This window comes from Pseudomonas sp. PS01303, from assembly GCF_029959385.1.
Classification (GTDB): domain Bacteria; phylum Pseudomonadota; class Gammaproteobacteria; order Pseudomonadales; family Pseudomonadaceae; genus Aquipseudomonas; species Aquipseudomonas rustica.
Map to the genome: position 1 here is coordinate 1 of NZ_JASCPK010000116.1, position 19,077 is coordinate 19,077.

Below are 19,077 nucleotides of genomic sequence, written 5' to 3' on the forward strand. Positions count from 1 at the left end.
ATTTATCCCCGATGGGGCGCGCAGCGGCCCGCGCTCTTCGAATTAAAAGAAGGGACTGCTGCGCAGTCCATCGGGGATAAATCCCCTCGCCACAGTGAGCTGTTCGGCAAATAGTTGGCCAAAAAAAAGCCCCCCAAAATTTCAGGGGCTCTTCTATCAGTGCGGCTGATAAACGGTGAGCATCTGCCCCGGCTTCAAAGCCTTGCTCGCACCCGGATTCCAGCGCTTGAGATGCTGCATCTCAACATTGAAACGCTTGGCCACCACGTACAGCGTGTCGCCGCGCTTAACCTTGTACTGAGTCTGCTGCTTGCTATCGCCTTTTTTGCTCTTGCTGTTGGCCGCAATCACCGTGTTGACCCGGCCCGAGCTGCGGCTCTTGGTTGGTTTGCTCGTGTCGCGCATCACCAGAGTCTGACCAACCTTGAGGTTTTTGCCGGTCAGCTTGTTCCAGCGTTGCAGATCCTTCACTTCAACCTTGTTGGCCTTGGCGATGGAGCCGAGGTTGTCGCCACGCTTGACGCGGTAGGCGCGTTTCAGCTTCGCCACTTCCGTCGGATCAGCGCCTTCAAACACCGGTTTCAAGGAGCGTTTGCTGATCAACTCGTCCGGCGACATGGTCTGCAGGCTGGTGGTCAGCAATTGCGCCTTGGACGTTGGCACCAGCAAATGCTGAGGGCCGTCGACGGTGATGCGCTGTTTGTAGGCTGGATTGAGCTGGAACAGTTCGTCTTCGTCGATGTTGGCCACTTCAGCGACTTTGGACAGGTCCATGCGCTGATTGATTTCGACGACCTGGAAGTACGGTTCGTTGGCGATCGGGTTGAGGTTCACCCCGTACGCTTCCGGCGACTGCACCACTTGCGACAGCGCCAGCAACTTCGGCACGTAGGCCTGGGTTTCCGACGGCAGCGGCAGGTTCCAGTAGTCGGTTGGCAAACCGAGTTTCTCGTTACGTTCGATGGCGCGGCTGACCGTGCCTTCGCCAGCGTTATACGCGGCGAGCGCGAGCAGCCAGTCACCGTTGAACATGTCGTGCAAACGGGTCAGGTAATCGAGTGCGGCGGTGGTCGAGGCGGTGATGTCGCGACGACCATCGTAGAAGCGGGTCTGGCGCAGGTTGAAGTAACGCCCGGTGGACGGAATGAATTGCCACAGGCCAACCGCATCGGCACGGGAGTAGGCCATCGGGTTGTAGGCACTTTCAATCACTGGCAGCAGCGCCAGTTCCAGCGGCATGTTGCGTTCTTCGAGGCGTTCGACGATGTAATGAATGTAGAGACTGCCGCGATCGCCGGCGTTCTCAAGGAATGAAGGATTGCTGGCGAACCACAGGCGCTGTTGCTCGATGCGCGGGTTCACGCCCAGGCCTTCCTGCAACTGGAAGCCCTCGCGCATGCGCTCCCAGACGTCCTGAGGAATCTGTGGAGTGGGCTTTTCGCTGAGCCAGATCGGCTTCTGCTTGGCTCGCGCAGCAATGTTCGGCGTATGGGTCGCTTCAGTCTGCGGAGCATGGCTTGAACAGCCCGCCAGCGTGGCGGACACAGCCACCGCGATGGCTTGCGCCAGGCGGGTCAATGCGTCTGAATTGACGGACTTACGTATGGATGACGACATTGGCTGGAAGTAAGTTCCGGGCAAAAATGTCGGGCGATTCTAGAAAGCGCACCCCCTGCGGTCAACCATTGAGAATTTTTGTACCAAGCAGACCACTGCTTAGAACTTATCTTTCCAAGCCCGCAGAGCCGCAAAAACCTCACTCGGCGCCCGGTTTTGAGCGCCTGCCCGTTCGTCCACTTTTTGTTTAACTAATGTTTCACCGGTGCGTAAAAACGGATTTGTGAGCTTTTCCAATGCCAAAGTAGACGGCAGGGTCATCACGCCGTTTTGCCGTTGTTGGGTAACTTTTTCCAGACGGGCGGCAATATCGGCATTGGTCGGTTCGACCGCTGCGGCGAATTTGAGATTGCTCAGGGTGTATTCGTGGGTGCAATAGACGAGGGTGTCTTCGGGCAGTGCGGCGAGACGGCTGAGCGAGTGGTGCATCTGATCGGGCGTACCCTCGAACAGGCGACCGCAACCCGCGGCAAACAGAGTGTCGCCGCAGAACAGCAGACCGTGGTGATAATAAGCAATGTGTCCCAAGGTGTGACCGGGCACCGCATAGACATCAAACTCCCAGCCGAGCACGCTGGCGGTGTCGCTGTCCTTCAGCGCCACGTCGCGCGCCGGGATATTTTCGCTGGCCGGGCCATAAACAGTGGCGCCGCTGATGTGTTTCAGGCGTTCGACGCCGCCAACATGGTCATGGTGATGGTGAGTGATCAAAATATCGCTCAAGACCCAGTCCGGATGTGCATCAAGCCATGCCTCGACGGGCGCGGCATCACCCGGGTCGACCACGGCGCAACGTTGGCTGCGGTGATCTTGTAACAACCAGATGTAGTTATCGGTGAACGCGGGCAGGGCACTGATCTGTATCATCGTCGGAATTCGCCAAGCGGGAAACATTGGCGCATCTTAGTAGTTCCTGGCGCTTTGGAGAATGCGATGAGTGATAAAGCGTTCGCACAGGCTGATCCTGACTGGCTGGCACTGATCGGTGCCGCCCGTGAATGGCTGTCCGGCCCGCTCGGGCAATTTCTGCTCGACGAGGAGCGGCGCATGCTCGAAGACGAGCTCGGCCGGTTCTTTGGCGGCTATCTGGTGCATTACGGCCCGTCCGCTGAAACGCCACCGTCGGCGCCGCAAGTGCAGCGCAACGTGCGCCTTGGCGCGCCGCTGCCGGGGGTCGAGATTGTCTGCGAGGAACAAGCCTGGCCATTGAGCGAGCATGCCGCCGATGTGGTGGTGATGCAGCACGGTCTGGATTTCTGCCTGTCGCCCCATGGTTTGCTGCGTGAAGCGGCGAGCAGCGTGCGCCCCGGTGGCCATTTGCTGATCATCGGCATCAACCCGTGGAGCACGTGGGGGCTGCGTCATGTCTTCGCCCACGACGCCTTGCGTCAGGCGCGCTGCATCTCGCCATCGCGGGTCGCCGACTGGCTCAACCTGCTGGGCTTCGCGCTGGAGAAACGCCGCTTCGGGTGCTATCGTCCGCCGCTCGCGTCAGCCAAGTGGCAGGGCCGTCTGGCCGGCTGGGAACGCAAGGCCGGTGACTGGCAATTGTCGGGCGGCGGCTTCTATTTATTGGTCGCGCGCAAGATCGTGGTGGGCCTGCGGCCGTTGCGGCAGGAGCGTCGCGAACCGATGGGCAAGCTGATTCCGCTGCCGATGGCCAAGGTCAATCGCCGCCGCGTCGAACCGTAAACCTTCTTTTAATTGTGGCCGGGTTTGTCCCGGCCTTGGTCATTGTCGATCCGTGATCGGCAAGGCACGTATTTTTCTGGATAGAGTGGCATGAGCGAAAGCGTTGAAAGCGTCGACACCGTAGAACTGTTCACTGACGGTGCCTGCAAAGGCAATCCCGGCCCGGGCGGCTGGGGCGCCTTGCTGGTGTGCAAGGGCGTTGAAAAGGAACTGTGGGGCGGCGAAGCCAACACCACCAACAACCGCATGGAATTGCTCGGCGCCATTCGTGGCCTCGAAGCCTTGAAGCGTCCGTGTGAAGTGTTGCTGGTAACCGACTCGCAATACGTGATGAAGGGCATCAACGAGTGGATGGCCAACTGGAAGAAACGCGGCTGGAAAACGGCGGCGAAAGAACCGGTGAAAAACGCTGATTTGTGGAAAGAGCTCGACGAGCAGGTCAACCGCCACACCGTCAAATGGAAGTGGGTGCGTGGGCACATTGGCCATCATGGTAACGAGCGGGCTGACCAGTTGGCGAACCGTGGTGTGGACGAGGTTCGCGGGTACAAGCAGAGCTGATTTCTTCCGTTGTACCGTGGTGTTGCCATTCGCGAGCAAGCCCGCTCCCACAGGAAAATGCATTCCAGATCTGATCTGTACCTTCCTTGAATTGGAATGCATTCCAATGTGGGAGCGAGCCTGCTCGCGAATGGGACGCCACGGTCTGCCTGAAACACCCCGCCGAGCGTGTTAACATCCGCGTTTTTGCACGATTGACCCGTTGAGAGCTGAGCACTGATGGCCACCAGATCCGTTGTACTCGATACCGAAACCACCGGCATGCCGGTGACCGATGGTCACCGGATTATCGAAATCGGTTGTGTCGAACTGATCGGTCGGCGCCTGACGGGCCGGCATTTTCACGTCTATCTGCAACCGGATCGCGAGAGTGACGAAGGCGCGATTGGCGTTCACGGCATCACCAACGAATTCCTCGTCGGCAAGCCGCGTTTCAATGAAGTCGCCGACGAGTTCTTCGAGTTCATCAAAGGCGCGCAACTGATCATCCATAACGCGGCGTTCGACGTTGGCTTCATCAACAACGAATTCGCCTTGATGGGCGCGAAGGATCGCGCTGACATCACGCAGCACTGCTCGATCCTCGACACCCTGATGATGGCCCGGGAACGTCACCCGGGACAGCGCAACAGCCTCGACGCCTTGTGCAAACGTTACGGCGTCGACAACTCCGGTCGTGAACTGCACGGCGCGTTGCTCGACTCGGAGATTCTTGCCGACGTCTACCTGACCATGACCGGCGGCCAGACCAGCCTGTCGTTGGCTGGTAATGCCTCTGACGGTAACGGATCGGGCGAGGGCGCGGACAACTCGGCGACCGAGATTCGTCGGTTGCCGGTAGATCGCCAGCCTGCGCGGATTATTCGCGCGACTGAAGATGAATTGGCGGCGCATCTGGTGCGGTTGGAGATTATCGCCAAGTCGGCGGGTGGGCCGGCGATGTGGACACAGATTGCTGAGGCTGACGCTCAGGTTTAAAAGATCAAAGGATCGCAGCCTTCGGCAGCTCCTACATGAGATGCATTCCCTGTAGGAGCTGCCGAAGGCTGCGATCTTTTGCTTTTACAGACATGAAGCCAACTGGCCACCCTCGCCACATTCGCTGCAACCCTCTACCCTGAGTGCATTGGCAGATTCATTTCTGCCGCCTCAGGACACTGAGCCCCATGTACAAAGATTTGAAGTTTCCGGTGTTGATCGTCCATCGCGACATCAAGGCCGACACGGTCGCCGGTGACCGCATCCGTGGCATCGCCCGGGAACTGGAGCAGGAAGGTTTCAGCATCGTCTCTGCCACCGACTACACGGAAGGGCGTCTGGTCGCGTCGACCCATCATGGCCTCGCGTGCATGCTGATTGCCGCCGAGGATGCCTCAACCAACTCGCATCTGTTGCAGAACATGGCTGAACTCATTGGCCTCGCGCGGGTGCGCGCCCCGGATCTGCCAATCTTTGCCTTGGGCGAACAAGTCACCCTGGAAAACGCCCCGGCCGATGCCATGGCTGAGCTCAACCAGCTGCGCGGCATTCTCTATCTGTTCGAAGACACCGTGCCGTTTCTCGCCCGGCAAGTGGCGCGGGCGGCGCGCAAGTATCTGGATGGTTTGCTGCCGCCGTTTTTCAAAGCGCTGGTGCAGCACACCGCCGACTCCAATTATTCATGGCACACCCCCGGCCATGGCGGGGGCGTGGCCTATCACAAGAGTCCGGTAGGGCAGGCGTTTCATCAGTTTTTCGGAGAGAACACCCTGCGTTCAGACTTGTCGGTGTCCGTGCCGGAACTCGGCTCACTGCTCGATCACACCGGCCCGCTCGCTGAAGCCGAGGCGCGTGCGGCGCGCAATTTCGGCGCTGATCACACCTTTTTCGTGATCAATGGCACCTCGACCGCCAACAAGATTGTCTGGCACTCGATGGTCGCTCGCGATGATCTGGTGCTGGTCGACCGCAACTGCCACAAGTCGGTGCTGCACGCGATCATCATGACCGGCGCGATCCCGTTGTACCTGTGCCCGGAGCGCAATGAATTGGGGATCATCGGCCCGATCCCGTTGAGTGAATTCAGCCGCGAATCGATTCAAGCCAAGATCGATGCGAGCCCGCTGACCAAGGGTCGCGTGCCAAAAGTCAAACTGGCGGTGGTGACCAACTCGACCTACGACGGCCTCTGCTACAACGCCGAACTGATCAAGCAAAAACTCGGTAACAGCGTTGAAGTCCTGCATTTCGACGAGGCCTGGTATGCCTACGCGGCGTTCCACGAATTCTTTGCCGGACGTTACGGCATGGCCACCTCGCGCAGCGAAGACAGTCCGCTGGTGTTCACCACCCATTCCACGCACAAACTGCTCGCGGCATTCAGTCAGGCCTCGATGATTCATGTGCAGGACGGCGGTGCACGGCAGCTGGATCGTGACCGTTTCAACGAAGCGTTCATGATGCACATCTCGACCTCGCCGCAATACAGCATCATCGCCTCGCTGGATGTTGCGTCGGCGATGATGGAAGGCCCGGCCGGACGTTCGTTGTTGCAGGAAACTTTTGATGAAGCGCTGAGCTTCCGTCGGGCGCTGGCCAATTTGCGTCAGCACATTGCTGCCGATGACTGGTGGTTTTCGATCTGGCAGCCGCCGGGCGTCGAAGGTATTGACCGCGTGCAGACTGAAGACTGGTTGCTGAAACCCGATGCCGACTGGCACGGTTTCGGCGATGTCAGTGACGATTACGTGCTGCTCGACCCGATCAAAGTGACCCTGGTGATGCCGGGCCTCAACGCGGGCGGCGCGTTAAGCGAGAAAGGCATTCCGGCGGCGGTGGTCAGCAAATTCCTCTGGGAGCGCGGATTGGTCGTCGAAAAAACCGGCCTGTATTCGTTTCTGGTGTTGTTCTCCATGGGCATCACCAAAGGTAAATGGAGCACGCTGCTCACCGAACTGCTGGAGTTCAAGCGCAGTTACGACGCCAACGTGCGTCTGGAGACTTGCCTGCCTTGCGTAGCGTTGGAAGACACCGCGCGTTATCGCGGCATGGGCCTGCGCGACCTCTGTGATCAGCTGCACGCCTGTTATCGCAGCAACGCCACGGCCAAACACCTGAAACGCATGTACACCGTGCTCCCCGAAATCGCCATGAAACCGGCTCACGCCTACGATCATCTGGTGCGCGGCGAAGTCGAGGCGGTGCCGATCGATGAATTGGAAGGAAGGATTGCCGCCGTGATGCTGGTGCCGTATCCCCCGGGAATTCCGCTTATCATGCCCGGCGAACGCTTTACCGAATCGACCCGTTCGATCATCGATTACCTGAAATTTGCTCGCACGTTCGATAGCAGCTTCCCCGGTTTTGTCGCGGATGTGCATGGATTGCAGCACGAAGACGAGGGCAATGGGCGGCTATACACCGTCGATTGTGTGAAGGAATGAGGACTTTTCCCAGTATGCAACCGGCCGTGAATCCCAAATACCCAGGCCTGTCGGTGCGTGTCGCCGACGAAGGTTTTGCGCCCTATATCTGGGGCAGCGACTTCAGTTTTGAAGTGGCGGCGTACGGCGCGGCGGTGATTGGTCAGCCTGTCGAGCAGTGGCGGGTGACGCCCATCGTGCCGTACCGCAAGTGCTACGGCATCGACCCCGAAGAATTCAGCAGTTTCCGCGATGCGCCGGACAGTGCGATTTTCATGGCGTATCTGGATGACGAGGCGGTGGGCCATTTGGTCATCAGCACCAACTGGAACGGCTTCGCCCATATCGATGAATTGGCGGTGCACGCGCCGGCCCGGCGGCATGGCGTGGCCAAAGCGTTGCTGGATGTCGCGCAATTCTGGAGTCGCAAAAAGAAGCTGCCGGGGATCATGCTCGAAACGCAAAACAACAACCTCGGTGCTTGCCGGTTGTATGAGCGTTGCGGCTATGTGATTGGCGGTGTCGACGAGCTGCGCTATCGCGGCATTGATCCGAACACCGCCGAAGTCGCGCTGTTCTGGTACCGATTGTTTGATAACCCGCTGGAAAACCCGCTCAGCTCGACAACATCGCCTCGGCTTGTTCCGTGACGATCGCCAGCAAGGTCTGAATTGCCGCTGACGGCGCGCAGTGTTTATAGGTCAGCGCGTAAAGGCTGATCGGCACCGCCGGCGACAGTGGGCAGACATCGAGGCCGCCGGCGCGCGCACCGAGGGCGGTGAACGGGTCGACGATGGCCAAGCCTTCGCCTGCCTCGACCATGCTGCGCATCATCTGATGGGTTTGCACGCGAGTCTGGATGCTCGGCGCCGGGCGCAACGCCTCGAGTTTGTTTTCCAAGGCCGGGCTCAGCGGATCCTGGCCGTCGAGGCCGACCATCGCCTGACCGGCCAAATCCTGTAGAGAAATGTATTTCTGCTTCGGCTGCAGCCAACCGTGGGGCGCGAGCAGTTGCAGTTTGCCGTGGGCCAGTGGCTGGCAATCAATGTCGGAATGTTCGGGATCGTGCAGGCTCAGGCCTAGATCACTTTCGCGCAGCAACAGGCTGCGGACGATGTCGCGGGTCGGTGCACTGAGCAGGCTGCACGGTGCATCGGGCAGGCGTCGGCGCAGGGCGGCAAGACTTTGCGGTAATAGATGTTGGGAGAGCGGCGGGGTGCCGATGATGCGCAAGGGAGGGGCGAGGTACTGTTTGAGGCTACTGGCCAGACGCTGAACCGGCTCGAGCGCTGCATAGACGTGGGCGATTTCGACTTGCAGCGCCCGCGCTTCCGGCGTCGATTGCAAGCGTCCGCGAACGCTGGCGAACAGCATGAACCCCAACTGACTCTCGGCTTCGCGCAAACGCTCTTCGACCTCGGTCACTGGCAACTGCAGCCATTCGGCGGCGGTGCCCAGGTGACCGGTCTGCAAGAGCGCCTGAATCACTTCGATATGGCGTAAACGCATGCGTGAAGTCCATGTTCAGCAGGTGGGGTCAGTGACTGATCCTAACCCAACTCTGCGCATATGACTTCTGCTCATAACGACGAGTTATGAAGCGACGGTTGGCTCAGGCTCGCGGGTCAGGGTGATACCCGACTGAACCAGTTCGAACGTCTGGTCGTCGATCTTCTTGATGCGATCGCCGATGGCCAGTTTGTAAATCGGCTCCGAGCCAGTGAGACCGTCTGCCGACGGGTTGGATTCCTGGAATTCATGCACGGAATAAACGCGGCCTTCCGCATCTCTTGCATGGAACTGACCGACGAGTACTGCTGCCATCTGTTTAGAACCTCTGGAGATAAAACGCTTGATTTGCGGTTTTAAGACCGCCATCCAGCGCTGTAAGTTTTCCTGCACGAAAAAAATATTCAGCAGCCGGGATTTTTCACTCGTCTGCTGGTGGAATCGTCACGGGATCATCTATAACTACAGGCTCCCCCACGGACATCGAGAGTCTTCCATGAGCAATGTCTATAACGTCGCCGTCATAGTCGGTAGCCTGCGTAAAGCATCGATCAACCGCAAAGTCGCCCTGGCGCTGGCGGAACTGGCACCGGCGAACCTGAAACTGAGCATTGTCGAGATTGGCGATCTGCCACTGTATAACGAAGACATTGATGGCGATTCACCGCCGGCAGCCTACAGTACTTTCCGGCAAAAAGTCGGTTCTTCCGACGCGGTGCTGTTTGTTACGCCGGAGTACAACCGCTCGGTGCCGGCGCCGCTGAAGAACGCCATCGACGTCGGCTCGCGGCCGTATGGCAAGAGCGCCTGGAGCGGCAAGCCGGGCGCGGTGATCAGCGTTTCGCCGGGGGCCATTGGCGGTTTCGGCGCGAACCAGCACCTGCGCCAGTCGTTTGTGTTTCTCAATGTGCCTTGCATGCAGCAGCCTGAGGCTTATCTGGGCGGCGCGGGGACTGCATTTGATGAGGCGGGGAAGTTGAGTGAATCGGTGAAACCTTTTCTGCAGAGCTTTATCAATGCTTACGGACAGTTCGTCGAGCAACACAAAAAATAATCCAGCACCTTGGTGAACTCTTTGTGGTGAGGGGATTTATCCCCGATGGGTTGCGAAGCGACCCCCTGCGTTTCTCAGTCAAACCGAGTTCGCAGGTTTTGCGGCTGCTGCGCAGCCGGTCGGGGATAAATCCCCTCACCACAGGTATCCTGTCGTCCCCCAAAATCCTCTTTCGAACAAGGCTGTTGCGGATGCTTGCTGCGTCACTGATTTTCCTGCTGACCATTACCCTTGTCATCTGGCAACCCAAAGGCCTCGGCGTCGGCTGGAGTGCGACGCTCGGCGCCGTGCTGGCGTTGATCTTTGGCGTTGTGCATCTGAGCGATATCCCTCTGGTCTGGCAGATCATCTGGAACGCCACCGGCACCTTTGTTGCGCTGATCATCATCAGTCTGCTGCTCGACGAGGCCGGTTTCTTCAATTGGGCTGCGTTGCACGTGGCGCGCTGGGGGCGGGGCAGTGGGCGCAAGCTGTTTGCCTTTATGGTGCTGCTCGGCGCGCTGGTGTCGGCGTTGTTCGCCAATGACGGCGCGGCGCTGATCCTCACGCCAATCGTGATTTCCATGCTGCTGGCGCTGCGCTTTTCCCCGGCAGCGACTCTGGCCTTCGTCATGGGCGCAGGCTTTATCGCTGACACCGCAAGCCTGCCGCTGGTGGTGTCGAACCTGGTCAACATCGTCTCGGCAGACTTCTTCCACATCGGCTTCAACCGCTACGCGGCGGTGATGGTGCCGGTCAACTTCGTCAGCGTCGCGGCGACGTTGGGCATGTTGCTGTGGTTCTTCCGCCGTGACATTCCCAAGGCCTACGACCCCGATCAACTTGAGCGTCCTGAAACCGCGATCCACGACAAAGCCACGTTCTATGCGGGTTGGGCGGTGTTGGCAATTCTGTTGATCGGCTGTTTCGCCCTTGAGCCGTTGGGCATTCCGATCAGCGCGATTTCCGCTGTCTGCGCCGCACTGCTGCTGGGCATCGCCGCGCGCGGTCACAAGATCTCTACGCGCAAGGTGATGAAAGAGGCGCCGTGGCAGATCGTGATTTTCTCGCTGGGCATGTATCTGGTGGTCTACGGCTTGCGTAATGCCGGGCTGACAAGCTATCTGGCCGGTTGGCTGGATGTGTTTGCTGGCCACGGCGTGTGGGGCGCGGCGCTGGGCACCGGTGTGCTGACGGCACTGTTGTCGTCGATCATGAATAATTTGCCGACGGTGCTGATCGGTTTGCTGTCGATCGATGCGAGTCAGGCGAGTGGGGTGATCAAGGAAGCGATGATTTACGCCAACGTGATCGGCAGCGACTTGGGGCCGAAGATCACGCCGATTGGCAGTCTGGCCACGTTGCTGTGGCTGCATGTGCTGGAGCGCAAGGGGATTCACATTGGTTGGGGGTATTACTTCAAGGTCGGGATTGTGTTGACGGTGCCGGTGTTGTTGGTGACGTTGGCGGCTTTGGCTGTGCGGCTGTCCATTTGAAATCAAGAGATCGCAGCCTTCGGCAGCTCCTACATGGGTATGCGTACATCTGTAGGAGCTGCCGAAGGCTGCGATCTTTTAGGCCTGCCCCGGGACATTCGGCCAAAGATCCGACACCAGAAACAACCGCTCCGCCTCTTCCCAATCGCCCCGCGCATTCTCGGTCAGGCGCACCAGCAATTGTGCCGGCGCCATCGGTTCCAGCTCCTCCAGCCACGCCTGCAAATGCACTTCGCTCCAGGTCTGATCCGCCGGGTAATGTGCCGGCGCCAGCCACGCGTGACGGGGCAGGGGTTGCCAGCGACCGGCCGGGCGTTGCGCGACGAACGCTGGCCAATCCTTTTGATGCAACCAACTGCCGCGCAGATGCTGCGGGTGCGCGCCGCTTGGCGACTCAGCCTGACCGGGCCACGGATACAGCAGATAACCGCCCAGCCACAATTGCGCGCTGAACGACTCGATATCCAGCGCCGCCAAGGCTTCACGGCTTTCCGGTCGCGCGGAAATCGGCAGTTGATGACCGGCCAGATGCGCCAGTTTGCGATCCAGCCGATCATGACAACCCGGCCCCAGCCATTGCGCCGAATCACGGCCGTCGCCCTGTTGCGGGCCGAGGTACAGCTTGATCGCCAATTCCAGGTGATGCACGCCGTCGCGATCACGCAGCAGCATGTCCAGTTCGCCGAGCGTATGGCCTTCGCGGCGGATCGGCAGGTTGGCGGCAATCAACTCGATCCCCGGCGCCTGCGCCACGGCAAATTGCCACAGCCGCTCGTAATACAGGCCCAGACGCCGCGTGCGCGCCTGCGATAACCAATGCAGCAAACCGTAGCTGTCGCGGTCGAGCTGGCGCAGCCAATGTTCGAGGCGATGCGGGTCATTCACCCAGTCGCTGCCGGCCAGCGGATGGCGCTGCGGCCACGGCGTGGTGGCGAGCATCGGCGGGGCGAGGATCACCCACGCCAGATCCCGCACTTCCGGATGGCGCAATTGGTGAGGCAACTGGAGCAGGTCGGGAAATAGGATCATCTTGCGAGCATAGCCGTAATCACGAGCGCGCCCTTGAGGCTGAAAGGATTTTGTCTATCTGGCGCTTTCGCCCATAATCCTGTTTTTCGCGTTTTCGATTGTCCGCAGAGGTCCCATGGAGCAATTTCGTAATATCGGCATCATCGGTCGCCTGGGCAGTTCCCAGGTGCTGGATACCGTCCGCCGACTGAAACGGTTTCTGCTCGATCGTCACCTGCATGTGATCCTCGAAGACACCATCGCTGAAGTGCTGCCGGGCCACGGCCTGCAAACCTCGTCGCGCAAGATGCTCGGCGAAGTCTGCGACATGGTCATCGTCGTCGGCGGTGACGGCAGCCTGCTCGGCGCCGCGCGTGCGCTGGCCAAACACAATATTCCGGTGCTGGGCATCAACCGTGGCAGCCTCGGCTTCCTCACCGATATTCGCCCGGATGAACTGGAAGTCGAAGTCGCCAAAGTGCTCGACGGCCACTATCTGGTGGAAAACCGCTTCCTGCTGCAAGCCGAAGTGCGCCGTCACGCCGAGGCCATTGGCCAGGGCGACGCGCTCAACGACGTGGTGCTGCACCCCGGCAAATCGACGCGGATGATCGAGTTCGAGCTGTACATCGACGGCCAGTTCGTTTGCAGCCAGAAGGCTGACGGCCTGATCGTCGCGACGCCGACCGGTTCCACAGCTTACGCGCTGTCCGCCGGTGGCCCGATCATGCATCCCAAGCTCGATGCCATTGTGATCGTGCCGATGTACCCCCATATGTTGTCGAGCCGGCCAATTGTGGTCGATGGCAACAGTGAGCTGAAAATCGTCGTGTCGAAAAACATGCAGATTTACCCGCAAGTCTCCTGCGACGGGCAGAACCACTTCACCTGCGCGCCGGGCGACACCATCACCGTCAGCAAGAAAGCGCAGAAGCTGCGCCTGATTCACCCGCTCGACCACAACTACTATGAAGTCTGCCGCACCAAGCTCGGCTGGGGCAGCAAGTTGGGTGGTGGAGGCGACTGATGCTCGATCCCGCGCGCAGTTATGACCTGATTGGTGACGTGCACGGATGCGCCCTGACCCTCGAACACTTGCTTGACCGACTCGGTTATCACAAGCAAGGCGGGGTCTGGCGGCATCCATCGCGCATGGCCGTGTTCGTCGGCGACATCATCGATCGTGGCCCGCGCATTCGCGAGGCGCTGCACATCGTCCACGACATGGTCGAGGCCGGGCAGGCCTTGTGCATCATGGGTAACCACGAATTCAACGCACTCGGCTGGAGCACCCCGGCGCCACCGGGCAGCGGCAAGCAATTCGTCCGCGAGCACACCAAGCGTCATGCGCGGTTGCTCCACGAAACCCTGACGCAGTTCGAAGGCCATCCCGGCGACTGGCACGATTTCCAGCGCTGGTTCTATGAGCTGCCGCTGTTTGTCGACGCCGGACGTTTCCGCGTCGTGCATGCCTGCTGGGATGCCGGCCTGATCGAACCGCTGCGCGCGCTGTTCCCTAATGGCTGCATCGACGAGCATTTCCTCCAGGCCTCGGCCGTACCGGATAGCTTCGCCTGCACCGTGTTCGACCGTTTGCTGCGTGGCACCGACATGCGCCTGCCCGATGGTTTGACCATGACCAGCGGCGACGGTCTGGTGCGTTCGTTCTTCCGCACCAAGTTCTGGGAAGACGACCCGAAAACCTACGGCGACATCGTCTTCCAGCCCGATGCCTTGCCGGAACCGGTGGCGCAAACGCCGCTGACCTCCACTGAAAAGAATTCCCTGCTGCGCTACGGCGTCGACGAGCCGTTGCTGTTCGTCGGCCACTACTGGCGCAGCGGCAAACCGGCGCCGATCCGGCCGAACCTCGCGTGTCTGGATTACAGCGCCGTGCTCTACGGCAAACTCGTTGCTTATCGCCTGGATCAGGAAACTTTCCTCGATCCAAATAAATTTGTCTGGGTCGATGTTGAGCGGCCGGAGGTGCTGCAATGAGTTCGGTAGCGGTATTACGTTTGCCTTTAGGCGTGGATCTGAGCGGTTTCGTCAAACTGCTGCAACGCATGCAAGTACCGCATCGCGTCAGTGAAGAGGCGGGCGAGCAAGTGTTGTGGGCGCCGTCGGAAATCAGCGAAGACGTGCGCTCACTGTACGAACGCTTCCCGGCAGGTGATCCCGATCAGCAACTGGACATTCCCGTCGCGCCGACCGTCAAACGCCCGAGCTTCGCCGAACAACTGAAATACGCCAAGGCCACCGGCTTCATTCTGCTGCTGTGCCTGATCGTCGGCGGCCTGACTTACCTCGGTGAAAACCTGCAAACCCTGCGCTGGCTGACCTTCCTTGATTTCCAGGTGGTCGGCGAGTACATCCATTTCACGCCGTTGGCCGACAGTCTGGCGGCGGGGCAGTGGTGGCGTCTGGTCACGCCGATGCTGATCCACTTCGGCATCCTGCACCTGGCCATGAACGGCATGTGGTACTGGGAACTGGGGCGGCGCATCGAGTCGCGGCAGGGCAGCATCAACTTGATCGGCCTGACGCTGCTGTTCAGCCTGGTCTCTAACTATGCGCAATACATCTGGAGCGGCCCGACGCTGTTCGGCGGCCTCTCTGGCGTGCTGTACGGTTTGCTCGGGCATTGCTGGATCTTCCAGCTGCTGGCGCCGAACCCGGCTTATCGCCTGCCGCGCGGCGTGTTGGTGATGATGCTGGTGTGGTTGCTGGTGTGCATGTCCGGGGTGATCTCGGTCATCGGTTTCGGCGAAATCGCCAACGCCGCCCACGTCGGCGGGTTACTCATCGGATGCTTCACCGGTTTGTTGGGTGGTTTGTATAACCGCCGTAAACTGGCCGCCTGAATTTTTTTGTAGATAAAGAGCACGGAGACCCTGATGTCCTCTTTTAACGACATGATCAACAACATCACCCCGGACATCTACGAGAGCCTGAAACTGGCCGTGGAAATCGGCAAATGGTCGGACGGTGGCAAGCTCACCGCCGAGCAGCGCGAGCTGTCGTTGCAGGCGATGATTGCCTGGGAAATCCAGAACCTGCCTGAAGATCAGCGCACCGGTTACATGGGCCCGCAAGAATGTGCATCGAAGTCGATCGAAGTGCCGAACATCCTGTTCAAGTCGGATGCTATCCATTGATCGAGATTGGCCGCGGTGCAATCAGCAAAATGTCGGCGCGCCTCGACGGGCCGAACGTGCAATACGCGTTTCGTCTGGATGACGTCGAGGTGCCGGTCAATCCCATGATCGGCACCACCGTGCGTCTGGAGTACCTGGGGGCGATCCACTGCACCCATTGCGGGCGTAAAACCAAAACCAGTTTCAGTCAGGGCTATTGCTATCCGTGCATGACCAAACTGGCGCAGTGCGACCTGTGCATCATGAGCCCGGAGCGTTGCCACTATGACGCCGGCACCTGCCGCGATCCAGCGTGGGGCGAGCAGTTCTGCATGACCGATCACGTCGTGTATTTGTCCAATTCGTCGGGCATCAAGGTGGGCATCACCCGTGCGACGCAACTGCCAACGCGCTGGATCGATCAGGGCGCGTGTCAGGCGTTGCCGATCATGCGCGTGTCGACGCGGCAGCAGTCGGGCTTCGTGGAGGATCTGTTCCGCAGCCAGGTCGCGGACAAAACCAACTGGCGCGCGTTGCTCAAGGGCGATGCGGCAACGGTAGATCTGGCGCAGGTGCGCGATCAGCTGTTTGAAAGCTGCGCCGAAGGCTTACAGGGTTTGCAGGAGCGATTCGGCCTACAAGCTATTCAGACAATTGCCGATGTAGAACCTCTCGAAATCCGCTATCCGGTCGAGCAATACCCGGCCAAAATCGTCAGCTTCAACCTGGACAAGAACCCGATTGCCGAAGGCACGTTGTTGGGCATCAAAGGCCAGTACCTGATCTTCGATACCGGCGTGATCAATATTCGCAAGTACACGGCTTATCAGCTCGCCGTGCATCAATAAGGACTCCAGCATGCGCACCGAACAACCGAAGATGATTTACCTCAAGGACTATCAGGCGCCCGAGTACCTGATTGACGAAACACACCTGACCTTCGAGTTGTTCGAGGATCACAGCCTGGTGCACGCGCAGTTGGTCATGCGCCGCAACCCGGCGCGTGGCCCGGGCCTGCCGCCACTGGTGCTCGATGGCCAGCAACTGGAACTGCTCTCGGTGACCCTGGCCGACAAAGAGCTGGGCGCTGCTGACTATCAATTGTCCGAGAACCATCTGACCCTGCAGCCGACCGCCGAAACCTTCACGGTCGACACCAGCGTCAAGATCCACCCGGAAACCAACACCGCACTGGAAGGCTTGTACAAGTCCGGCACGATGTTCTGCACCCAGTGCGAAGCCGAGGGTTTCCGCAAAATCACTTATTACCTCGACCGCCCGGACGTGATGAGCAAGTTCACCACCACCGTGGTCGCCGAACAGCACAGCTATCCGGTGCTGCTCTCCAACGGCAACCCGATTGCCTCGGGCCCGGGCGAAGACGGCCGGCACTGGGCAACGTGGGAAGACCCGTTCATGAAACCGGCGTACCTGTTCGCGCTGGTGGCCGGTGATTTGTGGTGCGTTGAAGACACCTTCACCACCATGACTGATCGCACCGTCGCGCTGCGCATCTACGTCGAGCCGGAAAACATCGACAAGTGCCAGCACGCGATGAACAGCCTGAAGAAGTCGATGCGCTGGGACGAAGAGGTCTACGGTCGCGAGTACGATCTGGACATCTTCATGATCGTCGCCGTCAACGATTTCAACATGGGCGCGATGGAGAACAAGGGCCTCAACATCTTCAACTCCAGCGCCGTGCTCGCTCGCGCCGAAACCGCGACCGATGCTGCGCATCAGCGCGTTGAAGCGATCGTCGCTCACGAATACTTCCACAACTGGTCGGGCAACCGCGTGACCTGCCGCGACTGGTTCCAGTTGTCGCTGAAAGAAGGCTTCACCGTATTCCGCGATTCCGGCTTCTCCGCCGACATGAACTCGGCCACGGTCAAACGTATTCAGGACGTCGCGTATCTGCGAACCCACCAGTTTGCCGAAGATGCCGGCCCGATGGCTCACGCCGTGCGTCCGGACAGCTTCATCGAAATCTCCAACTTCTACACCCTGACCGTGTACGAAAAGGGTTCGGAAGTGGTCGGCATGATCCACACCCTGCTCGGCGCCGAAGGCTTCCGTAAGGGCAGTGATCTGTACTTTGATCGCCATGACGGCCAAGCCGTAACCTGCGACGACTTCATCAAAGCGATGGAAGATGCCAACGGCGTTGACCTGACCCAGTTCAAACGCTGGTACAGCCAGGCCGGCACACCGCGTCTGGCGGTGAGCGAGTCTTACGACGCCGCCGCGAAAACCTACAGCCTGACCTTCCGCCAGAGCTGCCCGGAAACCCCGGACAAAGTTGAAAAACTGCCGTTCGTGATTCCGGTCGAACTCGGCCTGCTCGACAGCAAAGGTAGCGAAATTGCCCTGCGTCTGAGCGGCGAAGCGGCGGCGCAAGGCACCACTCGCGTGATCTCGGTGACCGAAGCTGAACAGACTTTCACCTTCGTCGACATCACTGAACAGCCGCTGCCATCGTTGCTGCGCGGTTTCTCGGCGCCGGTGAAACTGAGTTTCCCGTACAACCGCGATCAACTGATGTTCCTGATGCAGCACGACAGCGATGGCTTCAACCGTTGGGATGCCGGTCAGCAACTGTCGGTGCAAGTGCTGCAAGAACTGATTGGCCAGCAGCAGAAGGGCGAAAGCCTCAAGCTCGACCCGCGTCTGGTGTCGGCGCTGCGTACCGTGCTGTCGGACGAATCGCTGGATCAGGCGATGGTCGCCGAAATGCTCTCGCTGCCGGGTGAGGCTTACCTCACTGAAATCAGCGAAGTGGCGGATGTTGATGCGATCCATATCGCCCGTGAGTTCGCGCGCAAGCAATTGGCCGAAGGCTTGTTCGAGGCGCTGTGGCTGCGTTATCAGGCCAACCGTGACCTGTCGAAGAAAACCCCGTACGTGGCCGAAGCCGAGCATTTCGCCCGTCGCGCGCTGCAGAACATTGCCCTGTCTTATCTGATGCTCAGCGGCAAGCCGGAAGTATTGGCGGCGGCGCTGGAGCAGTTTGAAAACGCCGACAACATGACCGAGCGCCTGACTGCGCTGGCGGTGTTGGTCAACTCGCCGTTCGAAGAGCAGAAAGCGCTGGCGCTGGCGAGTTTTGCCGAGCACTTCAAGGACAACCCGCTGGTCATGGATCAGTGGTTCAGCGTGCAGGCGGGCAGTACCTTGCCGGGCGGTCTGGAGCGCGTGAAGGCGCTGATGCAGCATCCGGCGTTCAACATCAAAAACCCGAACAAGGTGCGTGCGCTGGTCGGCGCGTTCGCCGGGCAGAACCTGATCAACTTCCATGCGGCGGATGGCTCGGGCTATCGCTTCCTCGCGGATCTGGTGATTGAGCTGAACGGCTTCAACCCACAGATCGCTTCTCGCCAATTGGCACCGCTGACGCGCTGGCGCAAATACGACGATGCGCGCCAGGCGCTGATGAAGGGCGAGCTGGAGCGGATTCGGGCGTCGGGGCAGTTGTCGAGTGACGTGTATGAAGTTGTAAGCAAAAGCCTGGCGTAACGCCGATCCCTGTAGGAGCTGCCGAAGGCTGCGATCTTTGATCTTTAACATCAAGGTCAAAAGATCGCAGCCTTCGGCAGCTCCTACAGGGTTTAGATGGCCTGCGC

18 protein-coding genes are annotated in these 19,077 nt (G+C 59.6%); 13 read left to right on the forward strand and 5 right to left on the reverse strand.

Annotated elements, in window-relative coordinates; genetic code table 11:
• Positions 1-156 precede the first annotated feature (156 nt).
• Together QMX93_RS23485 and gloB are read right to left on the reverse strand one after the other, a co-directional pair.
• Positions 157-1,617: a LysM peptidoglycan-binding domain-containing protein gene (locus QMX93_RS23485; RefSeq protein ID WP_282358147.1), complete on the reverse strand. Its 1,461-nt coding sequence runs from the start codon at positions 1,615-1,617 to the stop codon at positions 157-159.
• A 99-nt stretch (positions 1,618-1,716) separates the two neighbouring features.
• Complete coding sequence (gloB, locus tag QMX93_RS23490) at positions 1,717-2,484, reverse strand: hydroxyacylglutathione hydrolase (RefSeq protein ID WP_282358153.1); 768 nt, start codon at positions 2,482-2,484, stop codon at positions 1,717-1,719.
• A 66-nt stretch (positions 2,485-2,550) separates the two neighbouring features.
• Here gloB and QMX93_RS23495 point away from each other — a divergent pair, with 66 nt between their 5' ends.
• The 5 genes from QMX93_RS23495 (at position 2,551) to QMX93_RS23515 (ending at position 7,921) form a co-directional block, all read left to right on the forward strand.
• Positions 2,551-3,309, forward strand: coding sequence for a methyltransferase domain-containing protein (locus tag QMX93_RS23495; protein ID WP_212545887.1), 759 nt, complete (start codon positions 2,551-2,553; stop codon positions 3,307-3,309).
• A 90-nt stretch (positions 3,310-3,399) separates the two neighbouring features.
• The gene (gene rnhA, locus QMX93_RS23500; RefSeq protein WP_053119389.1) at positions 3,400-3,870 is read left to right on the forward strand and encodes a ribonuclease HI; all 471 of its coding nucleotides are present in this window, start codon (positions 3,400-3,402) and stop codon (positions 3,868-3,870) included.
• Between the two features lie 219 nt (positions 3,871-4,089).
• Positions 4,090-4,848: a DNA polymerase III subunit epsilon gene (gene dnaQ / locus QMX93_RS23505; RefSeq protein WP_159815519.1), complete on the forward strand. Its 759-nt coding sequence runs from the start codon at positions 4,090-4,092 to the stop codon at positions 4,846-4,848.
• 188 nt (positions 4,849-5,036) lie between these two features.
• Positions 5,037-7,292, forward strand: coding sequence for an Orn/Lys/Arg decarboxylase N-terminal domain-containing protein (locus QMX93_RS23510; protein WP_282358148.1), 2,256 nt, complete (start codon positions 5,037-5,039; stop codon positions 7,290-7,292).
• A 14-nt stretch (positions 7,293-7,306) separates the two neighbouring features.
• On the forward strand, positions 7,307-7,921 hold the full coding sequence (locus QMX93_RS23515; RefSeq protein ID WP_282358149.1) for a GNAT family N-acetyltransferase: 615 nt from the start codon (positions 7,307-7,309) through the stop codon (positions 7,919-7,921).
• Here the strand turns inward: QMX93_RS23515 and QMX93_RS23520 are convergent.
• Both QMX93_RS23520 and QMX93_RS23525 read right to left on the reverse strand, forming a co-directional pair.
• A complete protein-coding gene (locus QMX93_RS23520) occupies positions 7,887-8,780 on the reverse strand; it encodes a LysR substrate-binding domain-containing protein (protein WP_282358150.1) in 894 nt (297 codons plus the stop codon). The genes QMX93_RS23515 and QMX93_RS23520 overlap by 35 nt on opposite strands.
• Before the next feature lie 84 nt (positions 8,781-8,864).
• On the reverse strand, positions 8,865-9,095 hold the full coding sequence (locus tag QMX93_RS23525) for a hypothetical protein (protein WP_053119399.1): 231 nt from the start codon (positions 9,093-9,095) through the stop codon (positions 8,865-8,867).
• Between the two features lie 181 nt (positions 9,096-9,276).
• Here QMX93_RS23525 and QMX93_RS23530 point away from each other — a divergent pair, with 181 nt between their 5' ends.
• Together QMX93_RS23530 and QMX93_RS23535 are read left to right on the forward strand one after the other, a co-directional pair.
• On the forward strand, positions 9,277-9,834 hold the full coding sequence (locus QMX93_RS23530) for an NAD(P)H-dependent oxidoreductase (RefSeq protein ID WP_159815522.1): 558 nt from the start codon (positions 9,277-9,279) through the stop codon (positions 9,832-9,834).
• 191 nt (positions 9,835-10,025) lie between these two features.
• Positions 10,026-11,309, forward strand: a complete 1,284-nt coding sequence (locus tag QMX93_RS23535; RefSeq protein ID WP_282358151.1) for an arsenic transporter — start codon at positions 10,026-10,028, stop codon at positions 11,307-11,309.
• A 78-nt stretch (positions 11,310-11,387) separates the two neighbouring features.
• Here QMX93_RS23535 and QMX93_RS23540 read toward each other — a convergent pair whose 3' ends face one another.
• Positions 11,388-12,338 carry a DUF1853 family protein gene (locus QMX93_RS23540; RefSeq protein WP_159815315.1) on the reverse strand — a complete coding sequence of 317 codons (951 nt, stop codon included), beginning with the start codon at positions 12,336-12,338 and terminating at the stop codon, positions 11,388-11,390.
• Between the two features lie 115 nt (positions 12,339-12,453).
• On the opposite strand from QMX93_RS23540, the gene QMX93_RS23545 reads away from it, so the two are divergent.
• From QMX93_RS23545 to pepN, 6 genes are read left to right on the forward strand one after another with little or no spacing between them, the layout of a single operon-like run.
• Positions 12,454-13,344 carry an NAD(+) kinase gene (locus QMX93_RS23545; protein WP_003224174.1) on the forward strand — a complete coding sequence of 297 codons (891 nt, stop codon included), beginning with the start codon at positions 12,454-12,456 and terminating at the stop codon, positions 13,342-13,344.
• Positions 13,344-14,315: a metallophosphoesterase gene (locus QMX93_RS23550; RefSeq protein WP_053119407.1), complete on the forward strand. Its 972-nt coding sequence runs from the start codon at positions 13,344-13,346 to the stop codon at positions 14,313-14,315. The genes QMX93_RS23545 and QMX93_RS23550 overlap by 1 nt, the downstream gene beginning before the upstream one ends.
• On the forward strand, positions 14,312-15,181 hold the full coding sequence (locus tag QMX93_RS23555; RefSeq protein WP_053119409.1) for a rhomboid family intramembrane serine protease: 870 nt from the start codon (positions 14,312-14,314) through the stop codon (positions 15,179-15,181). Before QMX93_RS23550 ends, QMX93_RS23555 begins: the two co-directional genes overlap by 4 nt.
• A 33-nt stretch (positions 15,182-15,214) precedes the next feature.
• On the forward strand, positions 15,215-15,475 hold the full coding sequence (locus QMX93_RS23560) for a DUF1315 family protein (protein WP_007919229.1): 261 nt from the start codon (positions 15,215-15,217) through the stop codon (positions 15,473-15,475).
• The gene (locus tag QMX93_RS23565; protein ID WP_053119411.1) at positions 15,472-16,302 is read left to right on the forward strand and encodes a DUF2797 domain-containing protein; all 831 of its coding nucleotides are present in this window, start codon (positions 15,472-15,474) and stop codon (positions 16,300-16,302) included. The genes QMX93_RS23560 and QMX93_RS23565 overlap by 4 nt, the downstream gene beginning before the upstream one ends.
• A gap of 10 nt (positions 16,303-16,312) precedes the next feature.
• Positions 16,313-18,970 (forward strand): aminopeptidase N, encoded by a 2,658-nt coding sequence (pepN, locus tag QMX93_RS23570; RefSeq protein WP_282358152.1) that lies wholly within the window; start codon positions 16,313-16,315, stop codon positions 18,968-18,970.
• Positions 18,971-19,077 lie beyond the last annotated feature (107 nt).